Origin of the sequence: Pseudomonas citronellolis, from assembly GCF_029335315.1 — a bacterium.
In the GTDB taxonomy this organism is placed as follows: domain Bacteria; phylum Pseudomonadota; class Gammaproteobacteria; order Pseudomonadales; family Pseudomonadaceae; genus Pseudomonas; species Pseudomonas citronellolis_A.
The window spans coordinates 26,381-47,381 of the sequence record NZ_JARJLT010000201.1; the positions used below are offsets into that span (position 1 = coordinate 26,381).

19 protein-coding genes are annotated in these 21,001 nt (G+C 60.2%); 14 read left to right on the plus strand and 5 right to left on the minus strand.

Going from position 1 to position 21,001, the window contains the following annotated elements:
* Positions 1–51: 51 nt before the first annotated feature.
* Positions 52–228 carry a hypothetical protein gene (locus P3W75_RS15710; protein ID WP_231278156.1) on the minus strand — a complete coding sequence of 59 codons (177 nt, stop codon included), beginning with the start codon at positions 226–228 and terminating at the stop codon, positions 52–54.
* 92 nt (positions 229–320) lie between these two features.
* Here P3W75_RS15710 and P3W75_RS15715 point away from each other — a divergent pair, with 92 nt between their 5' ends.
* Positions 321–1,232, plus strand: coding sequence for a LysR family transcriptional regulator (locus tag P3W75_RS15715; protein ID WP_033970164.1), 912 nt, complete (start codon positions 321–323; stop codon positions 1,230–1,232).
* A 74-nt stretch (positions 1,233–1,306) separates the two neighbouring features.
* Here the strand turns inward: P3W75_RS15715 and P3W75_RS15720 are convergent, their stop codons facing one another.
* Both P3W75_RS15720 and P3W75_RS15725 read right to left on the minus strand, forming a co-directional pair.
* A complete protein-coding gene (locus P3W75_RS15720) occupies positions 1,307–1,855 on the minus strand; it encodes a glutathione peroxidase (RefSeq protein ID WP_033970166.1) in 549 nt (182 codons plus the stop codon).
* Between the two features lie 40 nt (positions 1,856–1,895).
* Positions 1,896–2,738: an SDR family oxidoreductase gene (locus P3W75_RS15725; RefSeq protein WP_033970170.1), complete on the minus strand. Its 843-nt coding sequence runs from the start codon at positions 2,736–2,738 to the stop codon at positions 1,896–1,898.
* Between the two features lie 434 nt (positions 2,739–3,172).
* Here P3W75_RS15725 and P3W75_RS15730 point away from each other — a divergent pair, with 434 nt between their 5' ends.
* The 8 genes from P3W75_RS15730 to P3W75_RS15765 all read left to right on the plus strand — a co-directional run bounded on the left by P3W75_RS15730 (position 3,173) and on the right by P3W75_RS15765 (position 14,729).
* Positions 3,173–4,837 (plus strand): DUF1302 domain-containing protein, encoded by a 1,665-nt coding sequence (locus tag P3W75_RS15730; RefSeq protein WP_101509490.1) that lies wholly within the window; start codon positions 3,173–3,175, stop codon positions 4,835–4,837.
* A 24-nt stretch (positions 4,838–4,861) separates the two neighbouring features.
* The gene (locus tag P3W75_RS15735; protein WP_033970172.1) at positions 4,862–6,229 is read left to right on the plus strand and encodes a DUF1329 domain-containing protein; all 1,368 of its coding nucleotides are present in this window, start codon (positions 4,862–4,864) and stop codon (positions 6,227–6,229) included.
* 136 nt (positions 6,230–6,365) lie between these two features.
* Entirely contained in the window at positions 6,366–7,490 is a 1,125-nt protein-coding gene (locus P3W75_RS15740) for a WD40/YVTN/BNR-like repeat-containing protein (protein ID WP_235565025.1), read from the plus strand.
* Positions 7,491–7,523: 33 nt separating this feature from the next.
* Positions 7,524–10,019 (plus strand): efflux RND transporter permease subunit, encoded by a 2,496-nt coding sequence (locus P3W75_RS15745; protein ID WP_043158250.1) that lies wholly within the window; start codon positions 7,524–7,526, stop codon positions 10,017–10,019.
* A 72-nt stretch (positions 10,020–10,091) separates the two neighbouring features.
* Positions 10,092–11,063: a lactoylglutathione lyase gene (locus P3W75_RS15750; protein ID WP_033970176.1), complete on the plus strand. Its 972-nt coding sequence runs from the start codon at positions 10,092–10,094 to the stop codon at positions 11,061–11,063.
* A complete protein-coding gene (locus tag P3W75_RS15755; RefSeq protein WP_043158251.1) occupies positions 11,060–11,878 on the plus strand; it encodes an enoyl-CoA hydratase/isomerase family protein in 819 nt (272 codons plus the stop codon). Before P3W75_RS15750 ends, P3W75_RS15755 begins: the two co-directional genes overlap by 4 nt.
* A 36-nt stretch (positions 11,879–11,914) precedes the next feature.
* Positions 11,915–12,736 carry an SDR family NAD(P)-dependent oxidoreductase gene (locus P3W75_RS15760; protein WP_033970178.1) on the plus strand — a complete coding sequence of 274 codons (822 nt, stop codon included), beginning with the start codon at positions 11,915–11,917 and terminating at the stop codon, positions 12,734–12,736.
* A 379-nt stretch (positions 12,737–13,115) separates the two neighbouring features.
* Complete coding sequence (locus P3W75_RS15765) at positions 13,116–14,729, plus strand: phytoene desaturase family protein (protein WP_043158253.1); 1,614 nt, start codon at positions 13,116–13,118, stop codon at positions 14,727–14,729.
* A gap of 33 nt (positions 14,730–14,762) precedes the next feature.
* Here the strand turns inward: P3W75_RS15765 and P3W75_RS15770 are convergent, their stop codons facing one another.
* The gene (locus P3W75_RS15770; RefSeq protein WP_033970184.1) at positions 14,763–15,416 is read right to left on the minus strand and encodes a TetR/AcrR family transcriptional regulator; all 654 of its coding nucleotides are present in this window, start codon (positions 15,414–15,416) and stop codon (positions 14,763–14,765) included.
* Positions 15,417–15,681: 265 nt separating this feature from the next.
* Between P3W75_RS15770 and P3W75_RS15775 the strand changes: the two genes are divergently transcribed.
* From P3W75_RS15775 to P3W75_RS15795, 5 genes are all read left to right on the plus strand, one after another.
* Entirely contained in the window at positions 15,682–16,962 is a 1,281-nt protein-coding gene (locus P3W75_RS15775) for a cytochrome P450 (RefSeq protein WP_033970185.1), read from the plus strand.
* Positions 16,963–17,014: 52 nt separating this feature from the next.
* A complete protein-coding gene (locus P3W75_RS15780; protein WP_116825774.1) occupies positions 17,015–18,046 on the plus strand; it encodes a hypothetical protein in 1,032 nt (343 codons plus the stop codon).
* Positions 18,047–18,155: 109 nt separating this feature from the next.
* Entirely contained in the window at positions 18,156–18,944 is a 789-nt protein-coding gene (locus P3W75_RS15785) for an SDR family NAD(P)-dependent oxidoreductase (protein ID WP_043158254.1), read from the plus strand.
* Between the two features lie 52 nt (positions 18,945–18,996).
* Positions 18,997–20,271: an MFS transporter gene (locus P3W75_RS15790; protein WP_043158257.1), complete on the plus strand. Its 1,275-nt coding sequence runs from the start codon at positions 18,997–18,999 to the stop codon at positions 20,269–20,271.
* 65 nt (positions 20,272–20,336) lie between these two features.
* Entirely contained in the window at positions 20,337–20,687 is a 351-nt protein-coding gene (locus tag P3W75_RS15795) for a nuclear transport factor 2 family protein (protein WP_033970191.1), read from the plus strand.
* 53 nt (positions 20,688–20,740) lie between these two features.
* On the opposite strand, the gene P3W75_RS15800 is transcribed toward P3W75_RS15795, so the two are convergent.
* Positions 20,741–20,980, minus strand: coding sequence for a hypothetical protein (locus tag P3W75_RS15800; RefSeq protein ID WP_033970193.1), 240 nt, complete (start codon positions 20,978–20,980; stop codon positions 20,741–20,743).
* Positions 20,981–21,001: the final 21 nt, after the last annotated feature.

Here is a 21,001-nt window from a genome sequence, read left to right on the forward strand (position 1 = left end):
TAAGAAGCCTAATGCTTGCTGGGGTGCGGAGCGGACTGTACTGCCGCTCCGCTAAGAGGGGCTGTAATTGTTGCGCTGGCGACGGAACTCCTCTGCTATCAATCCGGCTTCGATGCGAAAGGCTGCGGTGAAAGCAGCGGCATTCTGGAAGCCGGCACCATAGGCGACCTGCTCGATCAGCAAATGCCTGTTGGCTAGCAACTGAAAGGTGAACGGTTGCAGGAACACCGGGCACGGCGGTGTTTTCGTCTAAGCCCAACTCTAACCAGCGCGATCACGAAGGCGATTCGTAAAAATATGGGGCGGGTATCGGAAAGCAGATGGTAAAAGGCAAGGACATCTCCATGCGGCAACTCCGTTACTTCGTAGCGGCAGCTGACGCCGGCCAGTTCTCCCAGGCCGCACTCAAGGTGCATGTATCGCAATCGGCAATCACTGCGGCCGTCCTGCAGCTTGAGGAAACGTTGGGGGCTAGTTTGTTCGAGCGCTTACCTTATGGAGTGGCACTGACTGCCGAGGGACACAAGTTTGCCCTGCATGCCCGACATATTCTAGATACCCTGCAGGATGCCCTCAGTGAGCCGCTGTTGCTCGGTCATTCGATGCAGGGAGTCGTGAGGGTCGGGGCGTCTTACACGGTGCTAGGCTACTTCCTACCGGCGCTTTTGGCGCGCTTCAAGCGCAGTTACCCTCAAGTGGAAATCAACCTCATCGACATGGACCGTTCGAGCATCGAGGCTGCAGTGGCCGACGGTTGCCTTGACCTGGGGTTGGCGATCACCTCCAACAGTCAGGACCTGTCCCGCTTCGAGCATCATGTACTGATCCGTTCTCGGCGCCAGCTCTGGCTTGCTAGCCAGCATCCTCTGATGACGGCGAGCTCCGTCACTCTCGAGGATGTCGCCGGGCACGCCTATATTCTGGCCACAGTGGACGAGGGGGATGTCTCGACTAACCGTTACTGGGAGGCGCAGGGGCTAGCGCCACAGGTGGCGTTCCGCACCTCTTCGATGGAAGCCCTGCGTGGTCTAGTGGCGCACGGTTTTGGCGTCGCCATCCTGTCCGACATGCTTTATCGCGCCTGGTCCCTGGAGGGCAAGAAAATCGAGGCGCGTCCATTAGCCGATGCCATTCCGCCCATGGAACTCGGATTGGTTTGGCATCCCGACGCCGACCTACCGGAGCCCGCCCAGGCATTCCGGCAGTTCCTGATCATGGCATGTGCTTCCTAAACGCGCTGGTAGACATCGGCCGAGAGGGAGTGCACAGCCCGCCTCGGCTCGATGCGTGCGATCAGGGGCAGTTTCTAGTGCTTGTTCAGCTCGATTTCGATGGCCTGAAGTAGACGCGGATCGTCCGTCGCCACATCCGGGGCGAAGCGGCCAACCACCTGTCCGTCACGGCTGACCAGGAACTTCTCGAAGTTCCACAGTACCGCGGGAATCGGCCCGGCTTCTATGCCATAGCCTTTGAGACGTTCACGCATCGGACCTTCGCCAACGGTGTGTGGTTGTGCCTCCGTCAGCAGCCGATACAGGGGATGGCGGTTTTCGCCGGTCACCGCGATCTTGGAGAACAGGGTGAACCGGACGGCGTAGTTCAGTTCGCAGAATGCCTTGATTTCCTCGTCGCTGCCGGGCTCCTGTTCCTTGAAGTCATTTGCTGGAAAGCCCAGGATCTCGAGCCCGGCCGCACCCTTGTCCTCGTAGAGCTTTTCCAGACCAGCATACTGGGGGGTGAGCCCGCACTTCGAAGCAACGTTCACCACCAGCAGTACCTTACCCTTGAAGCGCTTGAGCGTCAGGGCATCGCCTTCGATGCTCTTGAGAGGGATGTCGTAGATCGCCTGGGTCATGTTGTTCTGCTCCTTTCGTTTGAGGCGGGAATCGGTTCTCTCAGGCTTGTTCGTTGCGCTTCCGGGCTGTTTCGACGAAATCGCGCTTGAGAGTCGGGAAATAGGCTATCTGCCCACCCATGCCGCCGCTGATATCGATGGACGCGGCGCTGATGAACGCAGCGTACTCACTGGCCAGGAACAGAGCCATGCCGGCGACGTCCTCAGGCTTGCCGAAGCGGCCGAGTGGAACCACCTTGAGTACCATCTCGTTGAACTCCTCGCGGCTTACGCCTGGTGGCATCTCCTTGTAATGGCGCTCCCACTGCCCGGTGTCGATCCAGCCCATGTTCAGGCTGTTGACGAGGATGTTGTCTCGCGCCAGGGACATGCCCAGTGAGCGCGAGAGGGCGATGCAGGAGGCTCGATTGATCACCGAGGGGATGCCGTCCGGGGTGGGCACGCTCCCGGCGAGGGCGTTGATTTCTATGATCCGTCCCCAGTGCTGAGCGCGCATGTATGGAACCACTGCCTGGACGAAACGATAGTGACCCATCTGCAGGATATTGGCGTGTTCGAGGATGGCCTCTGGCGTCAGGGTGTCCAGGTTGCCGCCTTTGCCTTGACCTGCATTGTTGACCAGGACGTCCACTCCGCCCCAGGTCTCGGCCACCTCGGTGACAAATGCCTTGACTCTCGTTGTATCGGTGACATCGACGGCACGAGCAATGACGGCCTGCGCGGTTCTTTGCAGTTCCTGGCCAGCGCTCGTCACAGCTTCCAAGGTGCGGGCGCAAATAGCCACTTTCGCGCCTTCGTCGGCAAATGCTTGGGCGATTGCCTTACCAATGCCTCGCGACGCGCCGGTCACGATGACTCGTTTACCTCTGAGGTCGATGTGCATGGAGTCTCCTGTTGTTGCCGATGGCCGAAGGTATCCGATGGATGCCAGCCTGTTGAGCCGCATTAAATCCTAGGGAGCGGGTTTTTTAAAGAAAATATTGAACAAAAAAACTCGTTGTGTTTATTTTGTGTTCGCCTCTCGCACTCTGCCTGGCCCGGCGTCTGTGAAGGTCCCATATGGGGCCAAGCTGCGTGTATTCCGGGAGCGTGGGGCGCCTCTAAGCAGGGAGCTCAGTGCGCGTGTATTATTCTGAGTATAGAATTGAAATCTGCATATGGAATTTTTTGCAGTAGTCGGCTAGGGTGCTGATAGGTTTGATGGAACGTTTCTGCGATTGTTGTACATAAATTGCCGAGGGGCTCAGGCGAGGCCGGTAGGGGCAGTAGTGCGATTCCGCTCCTAAGTGTTTGAAAATAAAAATAAAAGGATCTGAGATGAACGCGATGGCAATGAAGATGTCTGGGCGCAAGTCCCTCGTTCTCAGCGGTCTGGCCTTGGCTGTAATGGGGCAGGTCGGTGGCGTGATGGCGATGGATATCGATGTCGGTAACCCCGACCTGCGACTGCGCTGGGACAACACCGTGCGGTACAACCTCGGGGTTCGGACTGAGGGGCAGGATCACAAGATCATGAACAACCCGAACTACGACGAGTCCGATGGCAAGTTCGACAAAGGCGATATCGTCACCAATCGCCTTGATTTGCTCAGTGAGATTGACCTCTCCTTCCGCGATCAGTACGGCGCACGCCTGAGCGCCGCGGCCTGGTACGACGATGCCTACCACGATACTGACGTGAAGAGTAACGTCCCGGGCTATTCGACCAGTTACAACCGGGATCGATACAGTTCCGAAACCAAACGTTATGCACTCGGCCCCTCCGGTGAAATCCTGGATGCCTTTGTGTGGAGCAACTTTCAGTTGGGGCAGACGCCCGTCAACGTCAAGGTTGGCCGGCACACCAACTACTGGGGGGAGGGGCTACTGTTCGGCGCCCATGCAGTGTCTTATTCCCAGGCACCTACCGATGGCATGAAAGCAGTGACCAGTCCAGGTATTGAGACTAAAGAGGTATTCCTGCCGATCGGGCAGATTTCGGCGAAAGCCCAAGTCACCGACAACCTCTCCATTGCCGGTCAGTATTTCTACGAGTGGGATAACACCCGCTTCCCGTACGGTGGAACCTACTTCGGCGCAGCCGACCCCTTCTTCGAAGGCCCTGACAGGTTGCCTGCGGCTCCAGGCTTCAATCTCAATCATGCGTCTTCTAAGCGTGGGCGCGATGGCGAGAACTGGGGAGTGATGGCCAAGCTAAATGTCGAGGCTATCGAAACTACTTTCGGTGCTTACTATCGCCAGTTCGACGATTACCAACCCTGGCTATCGCCACAGGTGGATGCTGCTCATCGCCAATATCGACTGGTTTATCCGCGGGATGTCAAGTTGCTGGGGGTCAGTGCTTCCCGGGCTATCGGCAGCGCTGCAGTAGGTGCTGAGCTGTCCTATCGCAAGGATGGGGCGCTCAATGCTACGGGGGTTAGCCTGCTGGACGACGAGGGGCCGCGTGGCGACACCATCCACTTCGTGGCCAACGCCGTGTACGGTGTGCCGCGTAACTTCATCGCCGATAACGCAACGCTGGTTACTGAGTTCGCTTACAGCCATTTGGATAAGGTGACGGAGCACGAGGAGCTGTACAAGGGAGAAGGCTACAACTGCGTAGATGTTCAAACCGGTGGTAAGGGGGACAAATCCGATGGTTGCTCTACCCGTGACTACTATGCAGTGGCGGTGAACTACACCCCGCAATATGTCGAAATCCTGCCATCGTGGACCCTTGATGTGCCGCTGACCATTAACTATGGCCTGCATGGCAATGCCGCCAGCGCAGGCGGTGGCAGTGAGGGCGCGCTTTCATGGTCGGTCGGTGCCAAGATGACCTACCGCCAGGAACATGAATTCAGCCTGCGCTATGCCGACGTATCCGCGCAGGAGAAGAACTCCCTGAATGCCAATGGCGAGCGGATGGTCAATGGCAACGGTAACGTTGGCGGGACCGACCGTGGTTGGTTGGTCTTCACCTACAAAACCTCCTTTTAATAATTCCAAGAACGGAGACTGGTCATGAAACTTCGACTCGCCTTAGCCCTTGCCTTTAGTGGACTCTCTTTGCCGGTACTGGCTGCAGTGAGCCAGCAGGAGGCCGCTGAACTTGGCAAGGACCTGACGCCCTGGGGGGCGATCAAAGCTGGTAATGCCGATGGCACCATCCCTGCCTATGAGGGGGGGCTGAAGAAGGCCCCGCCTGGGTTCCAGCCGGACAGTGGATTCTGGGTCGATCCCTTCAAGGATGAGAAACCCCTGTTCCGCATCACTGCTGCGAATGCCGACAAGTACGCGGACAAGCTCAGTGAGGGACAAAAGGCCCTCCTCAAGCGCAATCCTGATACCTGGTACATGGATATCTACCCAAGCCATCGGACAACCGCCTATCCCGACGCAGTGGTAAACGCCACACTACGCAATGCCACCGGCTGCCAGGTGCAAAAGGATGGCCTAGCGGTCGACCCTGCCTGTCGTGGCGGCCTGCCGTTCCCTATCCCGAAGAACGGCAACGAGGTGATGTGGAATCAGCAACTGCGCTACAAGATTGGTCCGGGCTATTCCACCACCAGCTCTTCCAATAGCTGGGTGATAGATACGAATGGCCAAGTGACTAAGACCGCTGAGCAGGCGACCTTCGAAGAAACGCCGTTCTACCAGACCAGCCAGGCTGATCGCGATCCGATGATGTACGCCAGGGTGTATTCGCTGAACAACTTCCCCGCGCGGCGGGCGGGAGAGGTGATCGTCCTCAACGATTACCTCGATCCGGAATCCAAGCCGCGCCGTTCCTTCAGCTACACCCCAGGGCAGCGCCGGGTCAAGTTGGCTCCTGAGTTCAACTTCGACACTCCTGTAGCTAGCCAGGGTGGAGTGACTTTGTTCGATGAACTGCAGATGTTCTCTGGTAGCCAGGACCGCTTCGACTACAAACTGGTAGGCCGTAAGGAAATGTACATTCCCTATAACGCCTACAAGTTCTACTTCGGTTGCAAGCAGGACGAGCAATTCCTCAAGAGTCACGCCAACCCCGCTTGCGAGCGCTGGGAGCTGCACCGTGTCTGGGTGGTCGAAGCCACGCTCAAGCCGGGCATGCGCCACGTCTACAGCAAGCGTACCTACTACCTCGACGAAGATACCTTCGGCATCGGCCTTTACGACGCCTGGGACAAGAGCGGTGCACTGTACCGGTCGATCTTCCTCAGTGGCGTGCAGATCTACGACAAGAACATCCCGTACAACGTTAAAAACGTCGTGTACGACTTCAACAAGGGGATGTGGGCACTGCTGAACGATGCGCTTAAAGGTGGTTATCGCTTCACCGATGTGCCCTATTCGGAACGTCAGATGAACCCGGAGGCGATCGTTTCCCGCGTCACTCAGCGTTGACTGTGAGCCTGCGCGATATTGCTTGCGTGGGCAGATGACAAGAAATGGGCGCGCCGGTGTGGTTGCTTTGGCCGGACGCGCCCGGTGGTTGAGGAAAATAACAATGACAAGCCCTTGCCGTGACCTGATCCACTCGATGCACCGCCTGCTGACTGGCAGATGGCAAGTTCGCCGGCAGGTACTGTTGGCTGTGGCTTCGACCTCTCTGTTGCTGTCCGCTTCGTCGTTTGCTGGTGCGGCGACGGTTGTCGGGCATGACGTCCTGAGCAAGCCTGCTCTGAAGATAAGCCCCCATATACGCCCTCCAATGGTTGCTGTGACCTACTCGGGCGAGGCACTGCTCGGTGTCGGTCCACATGGTGTGATCCTGCGCTCGGAAGACTATGGCCAGAATTGGAGCCAGGTTCCCAGTCCAGTTTCCAGCGACCTGGTGCAAGTACGCTTCACCGATCCGAAGAATGGCTGGATTGTCGGCCACGACGCTTTGCTATTGCACAGCGGTGACGGTGGTCGGAGCTGGCAGGTACGCCTGGATGGAAGACAGGTGCTTGTGTTGCTGCGCGAGTACTACTCGCGAGCAGAGAAAGCCGGAGATCAGCAGGCTGGCGACTTGCTGCGTGAAATTGACCTAGCAATGAAAACCTCTGCGACACCGGATGTCTTGCCCACCCCGTTGCTCGATGTCTCCTTCGATGACAAGGGTACCGGCTTTGTAGTCGGCGCTTTCGGACTCATGCTGCGCAGCGAAGATGCAGGAGCCACCTGGGAGCCCTGGATTGAGCGCGCAGATAACGAGCGGCGGATGCATCTCTATGGTCTTGCCCAACACCACGGTCAGTTTTACGCCTGTGGTGAGCAAGGGCTACTGATGCGCTTGGACGCCGAGTCGCAGCGCTTCGTTAGAGTCGAGACGCCCTATGGCGGAACCTTCTTTGGTGTTGCCGCGCATGATGGCTTGCTGCTTGCCTATGGCCTGCGCGGAAATCTGTATGCCAGCCAGGATGATGGCCGGGACTGGCGCAAGGTGGAAGCCGGATTGGACAGCAGTGTGGTGGGCCTGGTTGAAGAAGCGGGTTCGCTGGTGCTGGTCAGCCAGAGCGGGCGGTTGGCGGTACTCGAACCGAGTTCATTGCTGGTGCGGCCCCTCGAGCCGATGCGCTCCAGCGAAGTTTATGCGGCGAGCCGAACTGGACAGGATGGCCACTTGCTTGTTGCTACCTATGCCGGCGCACGGGTAGTGCAGATCGCTACGGCGAAATAAACCAGCGGCTTACCCTCCAGAGAGAGCGTAGAAATGGTCGAGCAGAAGTACAACAGTGGAATGCCGGTGATCCCTAACCTTCGGGATTTCGACATGACCTCCGGCGGGTATCTCGAGCGAGTGATCTTCAACAATCGCATCCTGGTGTTGCTGGTATGCCTTGTTGCCACCCTGGTGCTGGGTTTCCATGCGACTCGCTTGCAGGTCAATGCCAGCTTCGAAAAGATGATTCCTAGCACCAGCCCGTACATCAAAAATTATCTTGCCTACAAGAGCGAGTTGCCGGGGCTCGGTAACAGCGTGCGGATCGTGGTGGAGAACAAGCAGGGAGATATCTACGACCATGACTACCTGACCGCACTGCAGAAGGTGAATGACACCCTATACCTGATTCCTGGGGTCGATCGGTCCTGGATGAAATCTCTGTGGATGCCGATCGTGCGCTGGAAGGAGGTCACCGAGGAGGGTATCGACGGCGGTGCGGTGATGCCTGCCGATTACAACGGTAGCCCGACGTCCATCGACAAGCTTCGGCGCAATATCGCGCGCGCAGGCATCTTGGGAAGCCTGGTGGCCAACGACAATCGATCCAGCATGATTGTCGCCCCCTTATTGGAAACCAATCCCCAGACTGGCCAGCCGCTGAACTACCGTGAGTTCTCCAGCCAGTTGGAGAACCAGTTACGGTCGATGGAGAGCGAGTCGATTGGTATCCATATCGTTGGCTTCAGCAAACTGGTCGGTGATCTGATCGATGGCCTCTATGCGGTCATGCTGTTCTTCGGCGCGTCGGTGATCATCGCCGCAGTCTTCGTCTACTTCTATACCCGCTGCCTGCGCAGCACTTTGCTGCTGGTTGGCATCGCCGTGGCTGGCGTAATCTGGCTGCTTGGCCTGATGGAGTTACTCGGCTACGAACTGGATCCTTACTCGATCCTGGTGCCGTTCCTGATCTTCGCCATAGGGATTTCCCATGGCACGCAGAAGATGAACGGCATTCTCCAGGACATCGGACGTGGCACACATAAGTACATCGCTGCCCGTTACACCTTCCGCCGTTTGTTCCTGACCGGGTTGACAGCGTTGCTGTGTAATATCGTCGGCTTCGCCGTCCTGGTGATCATCGACATCCCGGTAATTCGCGACCTGGCCTTGACCACTAGTATCGGTGTGGCTGTGCTGATCTTCACCAAATTGCTGCTGATCCCCGTAGCGCTGTCTTATCTCGGGGTAAGTCAGAAGGCTGCACGGATCGCCATTGAGAAGGATCGCGCCGGGGAGTCTAACCGCGGATTCCTCGGCCATATCTGGCATGGTCTTGACCGTTTCACCGAGCGTCCCTGGTCGATCGGCGTGATCGCCTTGTCCGTTATCGTTACCGCAGCCTGCAGTGTGGTCATGCTTCACCTCAAGGTCGGTGACCTTGACCCTGGGGCGCCGGAGTTGCGGCCAGACTCGCGCTACAACCGGGACAACGCATTCATCACCGCTAACTATGGGCTGTCTAGCGACCAGTTCGTGGTGATCATGAAGACCAATGAGGACAACTGCCGCCTTTACCAGCCGTTGCAGACCATGGACCGGCTGGCTTGGCAGTTGCGCCAGACTGAGGGAGTGCAGACCACCAGTTCGCTGGCCGAGACCGTCCGTTTCTTCACTGCGGGCATGGCTGAAGGTAGTGGCAAGTGGCTGACCATCAGTCGCGACCAGGCAATCACCAACTCCTCGGTCGATTCGGCGATGATCTCCGCACCGGGAATCACCAACCAGAAATGTTCGGTTACACCGCTGATCGCCTACCTGGCTGATCACAAGGCTGACACGCTCACTCGCGTGCTGCGGGTTGCCGAGGAGTTCGCCAAACAGAATAACGTCAGCACTGGAGAGCAACCGGTCGAGTTCCTCCTTGCTGCCGGTAACGCCGGTATCGAGGCTGCTACCAATATCGAGGTGGAGCGGGGCATCGTCACCATGTACCTGGCGGTATACGGCGCCACGGCTCTACTTTGCCTACTCACCTTCCGTAGCTGGCGCGCCACGCTGGTAGCGCTGATACCGTTGCTGATGACGACCATCATCTGCAAGGCTTTGATGGTGTGGCTGGGCATTGGCCTGAAGGTAGCGACCTTACCGGTCATCGCCGTGGGCGTGGGCGTCGGCGTCGACTATGCCCTGTATCTGCTCAGTGTGCAGTTGGCGGTGCAGGAGCGTGGTGGCAGCTTGATCGTGGCTTATCGGCGCTCCCTCGACTTTACCGGCAGAGTGGTTGCCCTGATCGGTTTGACCATGGCGGCGGGGGTCGTTACCTGGGCCTGGTCACCCATCAAGTTCCAGGCTGACATGGGCGTCCTGCTGACCTTTATGTTCCTCTGGAACATGCTCGGTGCCCTTGTCCTCATCCCGGCCCTGTCCCACTTCCTGCTCAACCCCAAAGCACGTCCCGCGGAGCCCCAAGTGGCTGGTAGCACAGCGCCTGTCTCTCTCGGGAAAGGTACAGACGCGAATACCCAGGCTGCTACCGCCCATTGATCAATCCAGTCCGCAGGGGCGGATGCTCAGTGGCATTCCGCCGTGCCTAGCCGACGACAAGAGGAAAATCGCATGTTCGAATTGTTGATGAGCGCCGACATGATGGTGCCGGATCCTGACGGGATGGCCGAGAAGTTGGTAGACAAGCTTGGTATCTATAAGCATGAGCGGTGGCGGCAGGCGTTCGACAACCATCCCTACATCGCGCATTTTCTGAGGGTGCACAAATCCCTGGCGGTAGCGCCGACGCGCATTGAGCCGCAGTGGCACCTCGACAAGCCGAATCCCGGAGACCCGTTGTTCCACGATTTCCTGGAAAGCCTCAAGGACTATCAGGGGCATCACCGGCCGATGATTACCCACTCCATCGTCCTGGCTCTGCATCGCGAGAAGTTCGTTGTGCTGGTAGATAAGCTGATGCGCCGCCGCCTGCCGTTCCGCATGGCACAGCGCACGCCGGAGATGCCATTTGATCGCCTGTGGCTCGGCGCCACGCCGGAGCGGCCGTATTACCAGCCCTCGGTCGACGGTGGTCTATGCATCGAGATCATGGAGACCGAACCGCTGCAGATGCCGGCGGAAACCTACACCCTGCCGCCGGCACAACCTCGCGATCTAGCGCCCGGCAGTATGGTGCGGGTGACTGCTCGCGGCTTCCTGGTGCGTGACTTGGACGAGACCTTGCGCAAGGTGTCCACTAACCTTGACTGGGAACCCAGTGGTCCGGTGGAACAACTGCGAGAGGAAGGTTACCGACGTGCGCGCATGGGCTTTACTGTTGCCAACAGTGCGACCCTCGATGTGCTTGAGGCAACTCAATGGAACACCGATGCCGGCCACTACTTGAACAATTGGGGCCCGGGCCCGTACTACATCCGTATCGGCGTCAACGACCTGGCAGCCAAGGCCGAAGATCTGCGTGCGCGGGGTACAGCTTTCCGGTGGATCGAGTCGAGCGAGGCAGTTGGTGGCCGGCCGCTGATCAAGGTCGATCCTAGGGAGCTGGACGGCCAAGTGTTCGAGTTCGAGGAGGTGAGTGTATGACCTCCGGTTCGGATGCATTGGATCCGCTGTTGATCAATGAGTCTGTCCGCGTCGAACGAGATTCCGCTCTGGGCTGGATCGTGCTGACCCGACCCGGGCAGATCAATGCGATCAACGACGATATCCGCCTTGGTGTACCGAAGGCCCTAGGGCTGCTGGAATCCGACCCGCAGGTGCGGGTCATCCTGATTCGCGGTGAGGGTGAACGAGGCTTTTGTGCTGGGGCGGACATCAAGGAAAAACGTGGTGAAGAGTCGGCCATACAGGTTCGCCAACGTATGGAGCGTTCGCGCTGGATCGAGTCCCTGGACGGCATCTGCAAGCCGGTGATAGCCGCCATTCATGGGTACTGCATGGGGGGAGGGCTCGAGTTGGCTCTAGCCTGTGATATCCGATTTGCTGCACCGAATGCAGTGTTCGCCCTGCCGGAAACCGGACTGGGACTCATCCCTGGCGGCGGTGGAACCCAGCGCCTGGCGCGAGTCGTGGCTCCGGGCTTGGCCATGGATCTGTTGTTGACTGGCGAGCGCGTGAGAGCCGATGAGGCACGCCGAATTGGCCTGGTCACTCGCCTGGCGAGCGACGAGTCCAACTGGCTTGATGAGGTCGCAGCACTTGCTCGGCTGATAGCTGCCAAGCCGCCGGCCGCTTCGGCATACGTCAAGCAGGCCGCGCGGGCTGCGTTGGAGCTGGACATCAAGCGCGGGCTTGATCTTGAGTTGGACCTGTTCGCGCTCCTGGCACCAACCAAGGATCGGCGCGAGGCCGCACTGGCATTTGCCGAGCGGCGCGAACCGCGCTTCACCGGTGAGTAATGGGAACGAGTTGAAAGTGGGGTGGAGAACAAGGTCATGACCACTATGGGAAAACTGTCTGGACGTGTTGCGATTGTCACCGGCGCCGGTGGCGGACTGGGGGCCGAATGCGCGCGGGTATTAGCCTCCCATGGTGCCTCTGTCGCCTTAGTCGACATCAATGGAGAGGCTGCTGTGGAAGTGGCGGCTTCCTTGCGATCTTCTGGTCACGAGGCGTTGGGCATCCGTACCGATGTTTCGTCGGAAGAGGATGTCCACGCCATGGTTGGCCAGGTCAAAGACCATTTCGGTCGCATTGACGTGCTGCATAACAATGCTGCGGTGCTCAATGCCGAGCAGCGGCAGCGCGATTGCGACCTGGCGAATCTCGACATGGGCGCTTTCGACCGGGCCATCGCTGTCAACCTGCGTGGAGCGGTGCTATGTACCAAACACGTCGTCCCGGTGATGCTGGAGCAAGCTGGCGGCTCGATTATTTTTGCCACCTCTGGTCTGGGGGTGCAGGGAGATATGTCGCTGACTGGTTACGCCACCTCCAAGGCGGCGTTGCTGATGCTGCCCAAACTGGTTGCCGCGCAGTACGGCAAGCAAGGGATTCGCGGCAACGCTGTGCAGATTGGTCTTGCGCCGCAGCACCCATTGCCTGAGGCCCTGCTGGAAATCATGCGTGACAACCACTGCACGCCCGAGTTAGGTACCCCACGGCAAATCGCGGACGTGGTGGCTTTCCTCGCCTCCGACGAATCGTCGTTCATCACTGGCAGTACCCTGGTGGCCGATGGCGGCTTCAGTAGCCACACTCCGTCACTAGTCGCGATGCGTAAACTGTTCGCCCAGATGGGCCGCAATAGCATGTAGGCGAAGCCGGGCCGGTAGAGCCGGCTAGGTCCTGCACCCAGGAGCTGATGCTCACTCCGCAGCGATCCGAATGGACCTGGGTGAGCATGTCAGTGTCTGGAGAGACCAAGCGTATCTCTTCGGTCGTTGCGATTTCATCGGCCATTCCCTTTAAAACTTTATTCGTGGTCACCGAGGGTGATGCCGGCGAGAGCTGTGTCGTGCGTCGCAGGGAACGCTGGGGAGTCGTTTTACTGCCGGTAAAACGATGAACAACCGCTGCCAAGAGGTTGTTGCTAGCGTTGCCTTCCTGCTGAAGGCAGGGCCCTAGCTTTCTGGCAAGCGGTAAAGCGTCCCAGCGAGAGATTGTCAGGCCGCCTGGCGCTTACTCACAACAGCAATGAACAAGAACAATCAAACCATGAAAAATGACAACACGGATTTCGATGTAATTATCGTGGGTGGTGGCACCAACGGTCTGTCGGCTGGTTGCTATCTAGGGATGGATGGCAAGAAGGTACTGGTGCTCGAAGCGCTGGACAAGGTCGGCGGCATGGCTTCATCGGGCTACCTGATCCCCGAGGCGCCACAGCACCTGGTGCACCCCTGCGCCATGGACATGATGTCCATGCGCGTGCATGCCCACGTACCCCGTGAGCTGGAACTCGAACGGCACGGTTTCAAGTCGATCGAGCTGTCGCCGGGCTACGTTTACCTGCACCCGGATGGCACCTCGCTGGTGTTCTGGCGTGATCGCCAGCAGACCGCTGCGGAAATTCGCCGTTACAGTCCCAGAGATGCCGAGGCGTTCCTCGAATTCATGAAGGTCATCGACCTGTTTCTCGACATCGCCCTGCCGATGATGCGAGTCGATCCGGCACGCACTAACCTGATGACCAAGCTGAAGCTGGTGGGAACCGCACTCAAGCGGCGCAATCACAAGCCCGAGCTGATGGCGCTGATGACCGGTTCCGCGCACCAGGCCGCGCGCGAGCGCTTCGAGCATCCGGTGACCATCTCCGCGATGTGCGCGCTGACCGGTCTGGCGGGTGACATCAGTGCCGACGGCGGCGGCATCTACTATGCCTTGCTGGGGTTCCTCCATCGCTTCGGCGTCGGCCGGGTCATCGGTGGCATGCAGCAGCTCAGCAATGCCATGCGTGCGCGCCTGGAAGAACTGGGCGGCCAGGTCATGACCTCGGCCCGCGTCGAAGAAATCCTTGCCAGTCAGGGCAAGGTTCGCGGCGTCCGGCTGGCCGACGGGCGTGAATTTACGGCGCGCGCGGTCATTGCCGGTTGTCACCCCAAAGTGGCGCTGGAGATGGTCAGCGCCGGTGAAATGCCGAGAAACCTGCTGGCCCGTATCGCCCTGGCGCCGGCCAACGCCAGGGGCTCGGGGCCGCTCAAGGTCGACCTAGCGCTCGACGGGCAGATCTCCGTGCCGCGCTTCGAGGCGGCCAGGGGTGACGGCGTCGATTTGCGCAAAGCCTGCCTGATGATCGGCACGGAAGAGGCGGTGCTGGAGAACTTCGCCGCCAGCGCCCGTGGCGAAGTACCGCGCCTACCGTACATCACCATGGTTGCGCCCAACTCGGTGGATCCCTCGCAGTCGCCGCCGGGCCAGGACGTGCTCTACATCTATCCGCCGGTGATGCCGGTCGCCCCGCGCGAAGGCTGGGACGCGCTCAGGGAGCGGGTGGCCGATCAGGTGGTCGAGCAGTTGTCCGAATACGTGGAGGGCATCCAGGGGCATGTGATCGGTCGCTGGATCGAGGCGGCGCCGGATTTCACCGCTCGCCTGAACACGGTGAACGGTTGCGTGGTGCATATCGATACCACGTCCATGCGTTCCAGCGCCATGCGCCCGGCCTACGGGCTGGGTGGCGACACGCTGCCGATCGAAGGGCTGTACCTGGGCAGTGCCGGCATTCACCCGGGCGGCGGCGTCAACGGCATGGCTGGGCGGCTGGCGGCCGGCCGGGTGAAGCGCTACCTGGCGAAAGCAGGTAAGTAACAGCTGGCATCGAATGGAGCGACCGCTGCGGCCTCAGTCGCTGTGGTCGTTCTGGTTCTGCCCAATGCTCGCCAGGATGAAATCCACCGAGTACTGGCGCCAGGTGCTCATCCCTTCTTCCGAGACAGTGTCCAGGCCGGCCAATGCCGACATCGAATAGCGGTTGGTGAACCAGCCGGTGGTCACCAGCGCGGCGGTGGCGAGAAACAGCCGGGGGTTGATGTCGGTCTTGAAGTCACCGGCCACGGCGCCGCGGCGCAGGATGCCGTCGAGCTTGTCGATCAGCGTCGGCGTCAGTTCGAGGAAGCGGTTGCGCGGCGTCTGGTGGGTATCGTGGTAGTGGATGCCTTCCAGGGCCAGGGCGCCGAGCAGCGGGTCATGACGGTACTGGTCGAAGAAGTGGTTGAGCATCGCGCGCATGGCTTGCCTGGGAGGCAGCGAGTCGACATCCAGTGCCACCAGCTCGGACATGACCCGTTCGGAGCATTCGTCCAGCACGGCGACGAACAGTCCCTCCTTGGAACCGTAGTAGTGATAGATCAGTTGCTTGGTGATCCCCGCTTCGCGGGCAAGCTCCTCCATGCGTACGCCGGCGAGGCCCTTGTCAGCGAACTCCAGGCGTGCGGCCTCGATCAGGCGGCGGAGTGTGTTGCGTTTTCCTGGTTCGTTCTGCTCGGCAGGGTTCACCCTTTTCTCCTTATCACGGCAATGGTCGATGCACTTCGTTTGACCCTGGGTAAAACGAATCGGGCCGCAGAAAAAAGGCAGCCCGTTAGTATCCCAGATCGGTGTCTCCGAAAGGATACCTTTACTTGCGGTTGGGCGAGCGAACCGGCGTGTTTCCAAATGAAAACCGCAACGGGGCACGCGCTTCCGCCAGCCTGATGGCCGGTCTGCGTACCGGCGTCACTCGACTTCCGACAACAACAATTCCACAGAGTGGTTGAATCCGATGAGTACCAGCACCGCCTCCGCCCTAGACCTCAAGAATAACTACACCGCCGTTTCCGAGACCTACCGTGGCACCGATCTGGACATCCATGAGGTGTGCCGCGAGCAGCTCCTGAAGTCACCGATCTACGAGGGCGACTTCATCACCCAGTTCGGCGTACCGACCAACGCCGGTATCCAGCAGGGAACTCGGCCGACCTTCGCCCTGTTCAAGTACCAGGACGTGATGGCCGTGCTGCGCGACGGCAACACCTACACCAGCGGGTTCATTGCCGAAGGCCTCGGCGCCTTCTTCGACGGCCTGGTGATCCTGGCCATGGACGGCGAGGCGCACCGTAAGGTGCGCGCGCTGCTGCAACCGGCCTTCATGCCCGAGAGCGTGAACAAGTGGCGCGGGCAGATCGATGAGGCGATCCGCGAGGAATACCTAAAGCCGCTGGTGCCGCAGAAGAAAGCCGACCTGATGGAGTTCGGCCTGGAACTGCCGATTCGCATCATGTACGCGCTAATGGGCTTCCCCACCGATGACCCCTCCAAGTACAAGCAATACGCCGCCTGGGCGCTGGCCATGGTCGGGGGCAACCAGATCGACCCGGCGAAGATGGCCGAGGCGCGCAAGCAGGCCGGTATCGCGGTCAAGGGCCTGTACGACGCCATCCAGGGCGTGGTGGTGCAACGCCGCGCCGAGGGCAGCCATGGCGATGACGTGGTTGGCCGCCTGCTGCGTGCCGAATACGAAGGGCGGACCCTGGACGACCATGAAGTCATCACCTTCACCCGTTCGCTGCTGCCCGCCGCCGGTGAAACCACCACACGTATGTTCGGCTCGGTGATGGCCATGCTGCTCACCACCCCGGGCCTGTTGGAGCGGGTCAAGGCCGATCGCTCGCTGATTCCCAAGCTGATGGACGAAACCACCCGCTACGAGCCGGTGGCCACCTTCAAGGTGCGCGAGACAGCCAAGGACGTCGAGTTCCATGGCGTGAAGATTCCCAAGGGCTCCTTCGTGCAGTGCATGGTGGTATCTGCCAACCGTGATCCGGATGCCTTCGAGAACCCCGATGTGTTTGACATCGACCGCAAGCTCAAGCCGTCCTTCGGCTTCGGTTTCGGCCCGCATATGTGCATCGGCCAGTTTATCGCCAAGGTCGAGATCAATTGCTCGATCAACGCCATCCTCGACCTGTTCCCCAATATCCGCCTGGATCCGTCGCAGCCCGCGCCCGTCATCGAGGGCGCGCAGTTGCGCGGCGTTTCCACGCTCCCGGTGATCTGGGACTGAACCCGGTAACGCCTCGCGAACCTTTCGACAACAACGACAAGAGACGAATGCCATGAGAACGTTCAAGACGATTCCCGAGCGCGGCGACTTCGGTTTCCAGCAACTGGTCGGCCCACACAAGGTGACCGGCGCGGCGATGGCCGGCAGCCGTGGCTTTTTCGGTCTGCGCCTGAGCAAAAGCTCGCCATTCGGTTCGGTGCGCGACGAGGACGGCAACATCTATTCCTTCGTGCGCTCGCTGATGGCCCCGGGCGGTACGCCCAACCCGACCAAGTTCTACTACCTGAACAACCATGTGGATGGCGTCAACCTGCGCATGGACCACGAGAAGATGGCCCGCCAGGCGCTGACGCCACTACCGGTACAGACCCTGGAAGGCGACACGGTGCGCTGGACCAACCAGCCCGGCGAAGCGGGTAACGGCTGGGAAATCACCGCCAACAGCGAGCGCCTGACCTGGCGCGAAGATGGCCTGTTCCAGCTGGAAGGTCGCCTGCTTGGCCCGGGCCTGCAGTGGTATTTGCCCGGCGTGGAGTGGGGCACCTTCTACGTCTCGCAGCTGTGGGAGCTGTCCGGTGTCTGCGAGGGACGGCCGGTGAGGGGCGCGATGGCGCTCGACCAGTTCTACATGGCCGAGGGGGGCGCGATCCACTTCCAGAAGGATCTGGTGGTCAACAACAACAAGCACGTGATCTGGTGGTCGTTCGCCAACCTGTACGAGGACGGTAGCTGGGAGGCAGGCTCCTTCATGGTCGGCCATGATCACCTGGGTTACGCGATCTTCAGCAACGACAAGGGCGAAGTGCGCGTGACCACCGATATCGAGGGGCAGACCAGACACAAGGACGGCAGCTACTTCCTGGAGTCGGCGCGGATCGTCATCGAAGGAGAGGAAGAGTGGGAATTCCTGCCCGACCCCAGGGGCGAGATGATCGACTTCGTTGGCGGCTTCCCCGTCACCGCGCAACAGGAAGGGCGCTGGCAACGGGTCGGCGACACCCGCAAGCCGTCGCACTGGCTGGCCTGGGGCGAGTCGGATCGGCGCAACGGCTCGGCGCGCAACGTGCCGGGCTCCGATATCTGATCCGGCTTGAGCCGACGCCCGCGGTTCGTTGACCGCGGGCGCGAACCATTCCGGACAGGGGCGACCCGAGCAAGAACAATCCTGAACAAGAACAATAAGGAACCAGGTGATGAGATTCGACAAAAAGGTGGTATTGGTCACCGGCGCCGGACGTGGCATGGGCCGCGCAATCGCCCTGGCCTACGCCCGCGAAGGTGCCAGGGTCGTGGTGTCGGCACGTACGCCACGGCATGGCGAGGAAACCATTGCGCAGATCACCGCGCTGGGCGGTGAGGCCCATCTGGTCGGCGGCGATATCGCCGATCGTGCGGCAGTCGGGGCGATGGTCGACGGTGCCATCGAGGCTTTTGGGGCACTGGATATCCTGGTGCACTGCGCCGCCGATACGGCCTCTGGGCTGATCGCCGAGATGGCGGACGAGACCTTCGATCATCTGGTGCGCAGCAATATCCAGTCGCTGTTCTGGCTGGCCAAGGATGCCGCGCCCCACCTGTCCAGGGCCCAGGACAAGGGCCGGATGATTTTCATCTCCTCCGGCGAGGCCAATCGCAAATACACGCCGACGCTGATCCCCTACAGTTCCAGCAAGGCGTTCATGAATGCGTTCGCCCGTGGGTTGGCGGTGGAGTTCGGTGCGCTGAACATCCTGGTCAATGTGATCGAGCCGGGGCTGATCGGCACCGACCATATGCTCGAAACCCTGGGGGAGGAACTGCCGCATCGCCTGGCCGAGCGCTTCCCCGTGCCACGCCTGGGACAGTCGGCCGATATTGCCGCCGCCTCACTATTCCTGACTTCCAGCGAGGCTTCCTATATCACCGGCACTTCGTTGCTGGTCGACGGTGGCGCCACCATGGTGGCGATGCCCAAGGTCGAAGAAATCCTCAAGGGGCATTGAGCCCGATCCGTACGGCCCGACTGACACGGCGGTCCGAGATAGGAGTCCTCATATGTCCGATACATCCAGTTCGCCCCAGCGGGCGGCCATCGACCTCACCGAGTTCAAGCGCGGCTGGCGCATCCTGCTGCTTGGCCTCGTCGGTATCTGCACCAGTATCAGCGCGGGTCTGCTCTACGGCTTCGGCACCCTGGTGATTCCCCTCGAACAGGCTTTTGGCTGGAGCCGGGGTGAACTGCAGGCGTCGATTACCTTCCTGTTCGCCGGCGTGGCGATCTCTACCCAACTGGTCGGCCCGCTGTACCGCCGTTTCGGCCTGCGCCGGGTGGCGATCATGTCGATCGTGCTGCAGGTGATCGGCTATGCGGCGATCACCTGCATCGAGCATTCCATCGGCTGGTTGTACTTGGCGTTCTTCGCCATGCCGCTGGTTTGCGCGGGAACCATCGCCATTACCTGGACGCAACTGGTCAACCTGTGGTTCGTGCGCAACCGTGGCCTGGCCCTGGCGGTCATTCTTTGCGGTACCGGGCTGATGGCGGTGCTGCTGCCGCCACTGCTGGCCAGGCTGATCGCCCAGTTCGGCTGGCAGGCGGGTTTCTTCACCCTGGCCGCGCTGCCGCTGCTGTTCACCTTGCCGATGGCATTGCTGTGGATGCGCCTGCCGGGCGAACTGGAGCCGGCGTTGCCGGGGGGAAGCGAGACGGTAGCCCAGTTGGACGGTCTCAGCTTCAGCCAGGCGCTGCGCTCGCCGGTCTACTGGAGTTTCAACGTTGCCCTGATCCTCTCGGTGTGTCTGACCGTCGGCATGGTCACCAATATGGTGCCGATGTTGCAGGGCAAGGGGCTTTCCGCCCAAGTGGCGAGCCAGGTGTTCAGCAGTTTCGGCATTTCCATCATCGCCGGGCGCTTGCTGGTGGGGTATCTGCTGGATCGCTACTCGCCGATCCTGGTCGCGGTGATCAGTCTGGCACTGCCGGCCATAGGTTGTGCGATTTTCCTGTTCGGCGGCGTGCAAAGCATAGCGCTGCTGGTGCTCGCCACCCTGTGCATCGGCGTCAGCGCTGGAGCGGAGTTCGACCTGGCGGCGCTTCTCATGGCGCGTTATTTCGGCCTGCGCGAGTACGCGCGGATCTTCGGCCTGCACCTGGGGTTGATCACCATCGTCTCGGGGTTGATGCCGGTGTTCTTCGGCTACCTCTATGAGGCTTACGACGGTTATTTGGCAGTGCTGCTGTGCTGCCTGGCCTGTTCCATCATCGGCCCGTCGATCCTACTCTGGCTACGGTCGGCAGCGGTGGTCACGGTCCAACAGCAGCACGCCTGAACACTGAACAGGTGTGTGAAAAGTCCGGCGGGCCAGATCCGCCCATGGCAACCGAGGAGAAATCAATGAGTGCGCAAGAAGCCATCGAGCATTTCCTGCATGGCCAGATCGAATGCTGGAACAACGGTGACAAGGAGGGGTTCTTCGAGCATTACCGGCGGATGTCGCCCGCCAGCCTGAGCATCGAGTACGTCGGCCGTGCCTTGCCGACCGATCCATGGCAGATCCTGGAAGGCATGTGGGAAAACCAGCAGCCGCGTTTTCGCATTGAGGTCAAGCAAACCATCATCAACGGCGAGGAAGCTGCCTGCCATCATCGCAACGCGTTGCGCGATGGCAGCGGCGGTATCGAGACCATCGAGCTGTACCGTTTCCAGGACGGCAGGCTGTGGGTGCGTTACTTCATCAAGACGTGAGGAGGCAATATGGGGCGCGACCTCGGTCGCGCCCCATTCGCACTGGATGAGCGTCAGCGTTTCACCCGGGTTGTCCTGCGCGTGGCCAGCCAACCCTGGAACAGGATCAGAGGCAAGCGCAGGATCACGCCGATACCGAGCAGGCGGGCGGCCTGCCAGCAGTCTTGTGGGTGGACCAGGATGGTAGTGGTCATGGCGCCCATCACCTTGCCCTTGATGACCAGTCGTTGCTCATCGCGGGTGATGGACTTGATGTCCACCATCTCCACACCTTCCTTGCTGAACATCTTCATGCCGCGCTCGCTCCTGCAAGG

Coding starts and splice junctions, on each gene's coding strand:
- P3W75_RS15760 (WP_033970178.1), top strand. CDS start 11,915: ATGACCACTATGGGAAAACTGTCTGGACGTGTTGCGATTGTCACCGGC.
- P3W75_RS15715 (WP_033970164.1), top strand. CDS start 321: ATGGTAAAAGGCAAGGACATCTCCATGCGGCAACTCCGTTACTTCGTA.
- P3W75_RS15785 (WP_043158254.1), top strand. CDS start 18,156: ATGAGATTCGACAAAAAGGTGGTATTGGTCACCGGCGCCGGACGTGGC.
- P3W75_RS15745 (WP_043158250.1), top strand. CDS start 7,524: ATGGTCGAGCAGAAGTACAACAGTGGAATGCCGGTGATCCCTAACCTT.
- P3W75_RS15725 (WP_033970170.1), bottom strand. CDS start 2,738: ATGCACATCGACCTCAGAGGTAAACGAGTCATCGTGACCGGCGCGTCG.
- P3W75_RS15780 (WP_116825774.1), top strand. CDS start 17,015: ATGAGAACGTTCAAGACGATTCCCGAGCGCGGCGACTTCGGTTTCCAG.
- P3W75_RS15740 (WP_235565025.1), top strand. CDS start 6,366: ATGCACCGCCTGCTGACTGGCAGATGGCAAGTTCGCCGGCAGGTACTG.
- P3W75_RS15720 (WP_033970166.1), bottom strand. CDS start 1,855: ATGACCCAGGCGATCTACGACATCCCTCTCAAGAGCATCGAAGGCGAT.
- P3W75_RS15765 (WP_043158253.1), top strand. CDS start 13,116: ATGAACAAGAACAATCAAACCATGAAAAATGACAACACGGATTTCGAT.
- P3W75_RS15790 (WP_043158257.1), top strand. CDS start 18,997: ATGTCCGATACATCCAGTTCGCCCCAGCGGGCGGCCATCGACCTCACC.
- P3W75_RS15735 (WP_033970172.1), top strand. CDS start 4,862: ATGAAACTTCGACTCGCCTTAGCCCTTGCCTTTAGTGGACTCTCTTTG.
- P3W75_RS15800 (WP_033970193.1), bottom strand. CDS start 20,980: ATGAAGATGTTCAGCAAGGAAGGTGTGGAGATGGTGGACATCAAGTCC.
- P3W75_RS15755 (WP_043158251.1), top strand. CDS start 11,060: ATGACCTCCGGTTCGGATGCATTGGATCCGCTGTTGATCAATGAGTCT.
- P3W75_RS15795 (WP_033970191.1), top strand. CDS start 20,337: ATGAGTGCGCAAGAAGCCATCGAGCATTTCCTGCATGGCCAGATCGAA.
- P3W75_RS15750 (WP_033970176.1), top strand. CDS start 10,092: ATGTTCGAATTGTTGATGAGCGCCGACATGATGGTGCCGGATCCTGAC.
- P3W75_RS15775 (WP_033970185.1), top strand. CDS start 15,682: ATGAGTACCAGCACCGCCTCCGCCCTAGACCTCAAGAATAACTACACC.
- P3W75_RS15730 (WP_101509490.1), top strand. CDS start 3,173: ATGAACGCGATGGCAATGAAGATGTCTGGGCGCAAGTCCCTCGTTCTC.